Annotated in this window: 6 protein-coding genes; 2 read left to right on the forward strand and 4 right to left on the reverse strand. The window is 65.1% G+C overall.

Translation table 11 applies throughout. The features are described 5' to 3' along the window. Window positions 1–79: 79 nt before the first annotated feature. Window positions 80–658, reverse strand: a complete 579-nt coding sequence (locus tag JMF86_RS20435; RefSeq protein ID WP_011547686.1) for a DUF4337 domain-containing protein — start codon at window positions 656–658, stop codon at window positions 80–82. A gap of 816 nt (window positions 659–1,474) precedes the next feature. Here JMF86_RS20435 and JMF86_RS20440 point away from each other — a divergent pair. Together JMF86_RS20440 and JMF86_RS20445 are read left to right on the forward strand one after the other, a co-directional pair. Then, complete coding sequence (locus JMF86_RS20440) at window positions 1,475–1,915, forward strand: hypothetical protein (RefSeq protein WP_011547688.1); 441 nt, start codon at window positions 1,475–1,477, stop codon at window positions 1,913–1,915. 139 nt (window positions 1,916–2,054) lie between these two features. Beyond that, complete coding sequence (locus tag JMF86_RS20445; RefSeq protein WP_011547689.1) at window positions 2,055–3,065, forward strand: patatin-like phospholipase family protein; 1,011 nt, start codon at window positions 2,055–2,057, stop codon at window positions 3,063–3,065. A 178-nt stretch (window positions 3,066–3,243) separates the two neighbouring features. Here the strand turns inward: JMF86_RS20445 and JMF86_RS20450 are convergent, their stop codons facing one another. From JMF86_RS20450 to JMF86_RS20460, 3 genes are all read right to left on the reverse strand, one after another. After that, the gene (locus tag JMF86_RS20450) at window positions 3,244–4,689 is read right to left on the reverse strand and encodes an NAD-dependent succinate-semialdehyde dehydrogenase (RefSeq protein ID WP_011547690.1); all 1,446 of its coding nucleotides are present in this window, start codon (window positions 4,687–4,689) and stop codon (window positions 3,244–3,246) included. Between the two features lie 159 nt (window positions 4,690–4,848). Further along, window positions 4,849–6,153, reverse strand: coding sequence for a cytochrome c (locus JMF86_RS20455; RefSeq protein ID WP_011547691.1), 1,305 nt, complete (start codon window positions 6,151–6,153; stop codon window positions 4,849–4,851). A 15-nt stretch (window positions 6,154–6,168) separates the two neighbouring features. Then, a partial coding sequence (locus JMF86_RS20460) for a xanthine dehydrogenase family protein molybdopterin-binding subunit (protein ID WP_201317124.1) occupies window positions 6,169–7,564 on the reverse strand: 1,396 nt, incomplete at its 5' end.

Raw genomic sequence — 7,564 nt, forward strand, 5'->3', positions numbered from 1 at the left:
GGTCGATAATTCACGTTATGTAAAATTATGACCGCTAGTCTGTATCGATACGACTGGACCCTGACGACCTCTCAGCCCATCAAACCCCAAAGAACGCCAACCCCGCCACCACGATGCCGATCGCGGCCACGCCGATCGACAGCCCCTGCATCCATGATCGCCGCGTGAGGATCGTGATAGCGGCCAGCGCGATCGAGATCTGGATGACGGTCGTCGCCTGCGACCATCGATGGTGTCGGTGCATCCGCTCCTCGCTCGCCGCGTTGTTCTTCTCGACTTCCTTTTCGAGCGCCTCCGCGCGCGCCCGGATCGGTTCCTTGTCGGCGCGGTATCTCGCGGCATCCGTCTCGAACCGCTTTCGCTGCGGCGATGTCTCCGGGCTCAACGCCGCACCGAGTTCGGCGAGATTCTGCTTGTCACCCTTCGCCTGGTAGTAGGCCCACTGGTTCGCAGCCTCGGTTTTCCGGATTGCGGCGTCATTCTTGTAGAGCAGCGCGAGGCTCTCGTCGGCACCGCTCTGATAGGCAGATATTGCGCCGAAGCACGCAAGCACGGCCGTCAGCACTGCAATGCGCGACGTACCTGGATCGCCACCATGAGACTCGTGATGTTCCACCGCATGGTCATGAGGACCATGAACTTCGTATTCTTCAGACATTCGTAGCAAACCCGCAAAAGTTGAATGAATTTGTCGCCGGCCGGCCGTTTGGCTAACGTTAAACGAATTTGGCAAGGCCAACAAAATAAGCGGGCACTCCGGATTCACGGATCGTCAGCGTCGTTCCAAAGGGCGCGCGCAGACGCTCGATCGCAACGCGTCCGGCGGCGGCGTACGAACGCCGCGCACCTGAGCACCTGATACACACTTCCACACGGCGGCCAAATGGCCGCGACATATCTGGCCGCTGATTTCGTGTTTCGTTTCCCCAGCGGGTCATTCCCGCGCGGCTGAGGGAACGAGCAAACGCCCCACGTCGACTCACACTCGTTAAAGCGGAAATGCGTCACCGCCTCTGCCGCCATCCCTGCCATCCGACGCATGCGAAACCATTCATGGGGTCGGACAGGTTCGAATGTTTCAAATATATGCAATTCGATCGGTATTGTTTTAATTTCGATTAAATTCACCTCTTCCGCCAACCTTGTCATCCGTCATTTCATTTCCTATAAATCACTGGTGCCAAGTCAATCGAAAATACAGCGGCGACACTCGAGACAATCACCCCAATAGAAGGAAATTGAATGCCTGGCATTCGATAATGCCAATGCTCCGGCATGTCCCGCCGTCTCGGCCGTGATCGCTGGCGTTATCCGGCGCCATCATGGTCGATCTGCCATCGTCCAGCCGGATTGGAGCACCACCGAATTCGCCGGAATCGCGGCCTTTGACGATGCCGGCGTGCCATGCGTCCGAAGCGCATGGCGCTGTTCTCGAAGGCACGGGGAAGCATCCAACCTCTTCAAGGTGAAAAAAATGAATCTCAATCCGATTGAAAATCAGCCACACGGGACCTTTGCGGAATTCGCCAACACTGCCCCTGTTTCTGCCATCGAGGTCGATACATTCAAAATGGCGCTCTATCACGACGGTGTGCAATTGGGCTGGCTTGGCCAAAACAGCGGCGAATGGGCCGTTCTCGTCGATTCCGCCGCGAAAGCATTGACGCTCGAACAGTACCCTTATAACGGCGTGACGTATTACCGGATCCTCGGCACCAGCCGATATATGTCCGTCAGCAATAACGCCTACGTGGGTTTCTATAACTGGATAGGCGCGCGCGGATGGACGCGTCAGGGCTCGATTTTGATTTCCGATTTCAACCACCAGAAACTGTCGCTCTATTCCAAGGACAACGCGTATTTGTATGCGTGGGATGCCTACACCGTGCTCGATGTGAGGTTCGACGAGCAATAACGCACGACGCTTCGCCCGCCGGCGTGAATTTCCGGCGGCGACACGGCGCAGGTAGCGGAGCATCCCCCGGCGACACGGGCGGGATGCCCGCCGGGTTGCGCCATTCGCATTCATCCCACGATCAAAAAAGGGAAACGCAATGACTTTCAAGATTCTCAGTTGCGATGGCGGCGGTATCCGGGGATTGATCACCGCCCTGCTCATCCAGGACCTCGACCGGCGCAGCCGGATCATCGCGAGCGCCGACGGCTTTGCCGGCACATCCACGGGCGGCCTGATCGCCCTGGGGCTCGCCCGGGGCGTATCCATTTCCGAGATCGTCGATATCTACAGGACGAAGGGCCCGGTGATCTTTCGGGAAAACGGGGCGTGGCTGGCGCAAAAGCAAGTGCTCGAGCAGCACCCGCAAGCACTCGAACAAGGCACGATCCTGGCTGGCCCGGGCGTGTTCCAATGCCAGTATGTCAACACCGGGCTACAGGAGATCGCCAAGTCGCTGGTCGGCAGCGGCAAGCTGGCCGATCTGTCCCGCTTCGTCGCAATCAACTCGGCGCGCCTGTGGGATCCGCCCACCAGGAGCTGGGCTCCGTGCACCTTCTCCAACGGAAACGGCAACGCCTACCGTAACGTCAGCCTGTTCGATGCCGCACTTGCCACGTCGGCTGCGCCGACGTATTTCCCGCCGTACGAAATCGCCGGGCTTGGCTATTTCGCCGATGGCGGCGTGTTTGCGAACAATCCTTCCGTGTCCGCCATTGCCGAGGCGCTGGCGAGCCGTCGCGCAGGCAGCCTGGACGATGTGCGCCTGTTGTCGCTCGGCACCGGAACCAGCCCCGTGGGCATTGCCCCGGACGCCGTCGGCAACCCGTTGACCTGGGGCGTTTCGAAATGGCTGTGGCCGCTCGAAAGCGGGCGCGTACCGGCGGCAGCCCTGCTCGGGCTGACGATGGATACGACGGCGGCGATCGCCGCACAACAGGCCGGGCAGATACTGAACGCCAATTACCAGCGCGGAAATTTCGTGCTCGGTCAATCCATCGCACTGGACGACTGGCACAAGGTGCCGGAACTGGAGAAGGAAACCCAGGCGTACATGAGGACCGCCGAGTGGCAACGTGTTTGCCAGTGGGTGGAGCAATTCTGGCGCTGATCGCACGTCGATGGCCGGGCTTTCGTGAGCAGCAGGCGCTGCAGGTGCCGACGGCGAACGAATCGGAAACAACGAGGCCGGGCAGAACGCCCGGCGCTCGGCAACGCCAGCCGGGTGCGTACCGCGCAAATGGCGGCACGCACGCGGCCAACCGGCCATCAGGCCATCAAGGCCACCCTCAGACGGCCATCACCGTCACCGACTTCGTGACGAGATACGGCTCCAGTGCTTCCGGGCCGCCTTCCGACCCGTAGCCCGAATCCTTCACGCCGCCGAACGGCATTTCCGGCCACGGCGTCGCCGGCTGGTTGATCCACAGCATCCCGACTTCGAGGCGCTGCGTCAGCAGATGCACGTTCGCGAACGAACGCGTGAACGCGTAGCCGGCCAGACCGAACGGCAGACGGTTCGCCTCGGCGATCGCATCCTCGAGCTTGTCGAAGCCGCGAATCGCCGCGACCGGGCCGAACGGCTCGTTGTTGAACACGTCCGCTTCGAGCGGCACGTTCGCGATCACGGTCGGCGCGAAGAAGTTGCCTTCCGCGCCGATCCGCTCGCCGCCGGTCTCGATGCTCGCGCCGACCTTGCGCGCGTTGTCGACGACCGACGCCATCGCGGTCAGGCGCCGCGGGTTCGCGAGCGCGCCGAGCGTCGTGCCTTCCTCGAGGCCATTGCCGACCTTCAGCCCTTCGGCATGCTTGACCAGCGCGCGGGTGAATTCGTCGCGGATGCTGTTGTGCACGAGAAAGCGCGTCGGCGAAATGCAGACCTGGCCCGCGTTGCGGAATTTCGCCCCGCCGGCGGCCTTCACCGCGAGCGCGACGTCCGCGTCCTCGGCGACGATCACCGGCGCGTGGCCGCCCAGTTCCATCGTCGCGCGCTTCATGTGCTGGCCCGCGAGCGCGGCCAGTTGCTTGCCGACCGGCGTCGAACCGGTGAACGTCACCTTGCGGATCACCGGGTGCGGAATCAGGTACGACGAGATTTCAGCCGGATCGCCGAACACGAGGCCGATCACGCCGGCCGGCACGCCTGCGTCGACGAACGCGCGCAGCAGCGCGGCCGGCGATGCGGGCGTTTCTTCCGGCGCCTTCACGAGGAACGAACAGCCGGTCGCGAGCGCGGCGCTCAGCTTGCGCACGACCTGGTTGACCGGGAAGTTCCACGGCGTGAACGCCGCGACCGGGCCGACCGGCTCCTTGACGACCGTCTGTTGCGCATTGAAGTTGCGCGGCGGGACGATCCGGCCGTACACGCGGCGGCCTTCGTCCGCGAACCATTCGATGATGTCGGCCGCCGACAGCACTTCGACGCGCGCTTCGGTAAGCGGCTTGCCCTGCTCCTGCGTCATCAGCTGCGCGATCGTGTCGGCGCGTTCGCGCACCAGCGCGGCCGCCTTGCGCATCGTCGCCGCGCGTTCGTGCGCGGGCACCTTGCGCCATGCCTCGAAGCCGCGTTGCACGGCGGCGAGCGCCCGGTCGAGATCGGCGATGCCCGCGTGGGCCACCTTGCCGATCGGCTTGCCGGTCGCCGGGTTCACGACGTCGATCGTCTTGCCGCTCGCGGCGTCGACCCACTCGCCGTCGATCAGCAGTTGCGTATCCGTATAAGTCACGTTAGCCATCCAGACACCCCTACATTGCGTCGATAAAACGCGCGCTGCCGCGAACGGTCGCGCGCCGGTTGACAGAAACAGAAAAAGCCACGCCGCCGGGGCAGGCACGCGCCCGGCGGCGTCGACGGCAGGCACGCCGGCCGCCGTCGTTTTTGCAGCGCACCGCGCTCAGTGCGCGGCCGCCGTCGCCTTGCGGAGTTTCGCGACGTCCGCCGCCTGCACGGCCGGCGCGCCGTTGTTCCAGCCGGCGCGCATGAACGTCAGCACGTCGGCGACCTGCTGGTCGTTCAACTGGTTCGAGAACGCCGGCATCGGATACGCGGACGGCACGCCACCGATCACGAGCGTGTCGCTGCCGTTCAGCGTCACGTTGATCAGCGACGACGCATCGGCCTCGAGCACGTTCGGATTGCCGGCGAGCGGCGCGAGCAGCGGCGCATAACCGCGCCCGTCCACCCCGTGGCAATGCAGGCAGTAAGCGTTATACACCTTCGCGCCCGGATCGGCTGCCGGCCGGCCCAGCGCGACCTGCGTCGCCTTCGGATCATAGCGGTACGGCGGCGCGCCCGTGCCGCCTGCCGCCGGCAGCGATTTCAGGTAGCGCGAGATGGAAGCCAGATCGTCGTCGGTCAGTTCCTGCGTGCTGTGGTTGATCACGCTCACCATCGAGCCGAACGCGGTCGCGTGCTGATTCGCGCCGGTCTTCAGGAACTGCGCGACGTCCGCCTCGTTCCAGCGGCCGAGCCCGGTGTTGTGCTCGCCAGTCAGGTTCGACGCGAACCAGTTGTCGATCGCGGCGCCGGACAGGAACGCCGCGCCGCCTTCGTCGAGCGCCTTCTCCTGGAAGCCGACACCGCGCGGCGTGTGGCACGAACCGCAGTGCCCGAGCCCCTGCACGAGATACGCGCCGCGGTTCCACATCGCGTCCTTGGCCGGCTTGTCCGCGTAAGGCGTCGTGTCGAGGAACACCGCGTTCCACAACGCGAGCGGCCAGCGCATGTTGAGCGGCCACGGGATGTCGGACGGCCGGTTCGCCTGCTTCACCGGTTCGACGCCGTGCATGAAGTACGCATACAGCGCCTTCACGTCGTCGTCCTTCAGCTTCGCGTACGACGGATACGGCATCGCCGGATACAGGTTATGACCGTCCTTCGCGACGCCCTTGCGCAACGCGCTGGCGAAATCCGCTTCGGTATAGCCGCCGATGCCCGTCTCCGGGTCGGGCGTGATGTTGGTCGTGTAGATCGCGCCCATCGGCGTGACCATCTTCAGGCCGCCCGCGAACGGCGTGCCGCGCGGCGCGGTGTGGCACGCGACGCAGTCGCCGGCTTTCGCCAGATACGCGCCGCGGGCGACGAGCGCGCTGTCGGCGGGCGCCGTCTGCGCGGCATGCGCAGCCGTGCCGATCACCAGAGCGGATAGCGCGAACAGCCACGCGCGGAGCGTGTTCAGGTTCAGGGTGAGATATCGCATCGTTGTCCCCTCCCCTCAGGCCGTTTTCAGCTGGTTGCCGACCGGCAGCTTGCGCAGCCGCGTGCCGGTGGCCGCGAAGATCGCGTTCGACAGCGCCGCCGCGGTCGCGGCCGTGCCCGGCTCGCCGATCCCGCCCGGCGCCTCGCCGCTCTTCACCAGATGGACTTCGATCGGGGGCACCTCGTTGATTCGCATCATCCGGTAGTCGTTGAAGTTGGTCTGCACGACGCGGCCGTCCTCGATCGTGATCTCGCCGTACAGCGCGCCCGTGATCCCGAAGATGATGCCGCCCTGCACCTGCGCCTCGATCGTGTTCGGATTGACGTACATCCCGCAATCGACCGCGCACACGGCGCGCTTGACCTGCACCTCGCCGCCGTCCACCGCGACGTCGATGACGATCGAGAAGAAGCTGCCGAACGCGTGCATCACCGACACGCCGCGCCCTTGCCCCTTCGGCAGCGATGTGCCCCAGCCGGCCGCCTTCGTCGCGACGTCGAGCACGTTGCGGGCGCGCGGCGTCTTGTCGAGCAGCGCGCGGCGGTACTGCACCGGGTCGGTCTTGGTCTGCGCGGCCAGTTCGTCGATGAAGCTTTCGACGACGAACGTGCTGCGCGTCGGCCCGACGCCGCGCCAGAACGCGGTGGGCACGTGGCGCGGCTCCTGGCGCACGTAGTCGACCAGCTGGTTCGGCAGGTCGTACGGCAGTTCGGCCGCGACCTCGACCGCGTCGGGATCGACGCCGTCCTTGACCGCGGGCGGCGCGAAGCGCGCGAGGATCGACGAGCCGACGATCCGGTGCTGCCACGCGACCGGTTTGCCGTTCGCGTCGAGGCCGGCCGAGATCGCGTCGTGGTAGCACGGCCGGTACATGTCGTGCTGGACGTCTTCCTCGCGCGTCCAGATCACCTTCACCGGTGCGTTGACCTGTTTGCCGACCTTCACGGCCTGGCCGATCATGTCGGTCTCGAGCCGTCGGCCGAATCCGCCACCGAGCAGATGGTTGTGCACGACGATCTTGTCCGGCGACAGCCCGGTCAATTGCTGCGCCGTGTCGCGTGCGCGGGTCGGTACTTGCGTGCCGACCCAGATCTCGCAGCCGTCGCCACGCACGTGCACCGTGCAGTTCACCGGCTCCATCGTCGCGTGGGCGAGCAGCGGCTGTTCGTAGACGGCGTCGACGCGCGTCTTCGCGTTCGCGAACGCCTTGCCGACGTCGCCTTCCTTGCGTGCGACCGCGCCCTTGCCGTTCGCCGCCGCCTGCGCGAGATCCGCGAACAGGTCCTTGGTCGACACCTTCGCGCCCGCGCCTTCGTTCCACTTCACGACGAGCGCCGATGCGCCGCGCTTCGCGGCCCACGTGTGATCGCCGACCACCGCGACCGCATTGTCGACGCGCACGACCTGGCGA

This window comes from Burkholderia sp. E168m15 (assembly GCF_016586105.1).
GTDB classification, from domain to species: domain Bacteria; phylum Pseudomonadota; class Gammaproteobacteria; order Burkholderiales; family Burkholderiaceae; genus Burkholderia; species Burkholderia orbicola.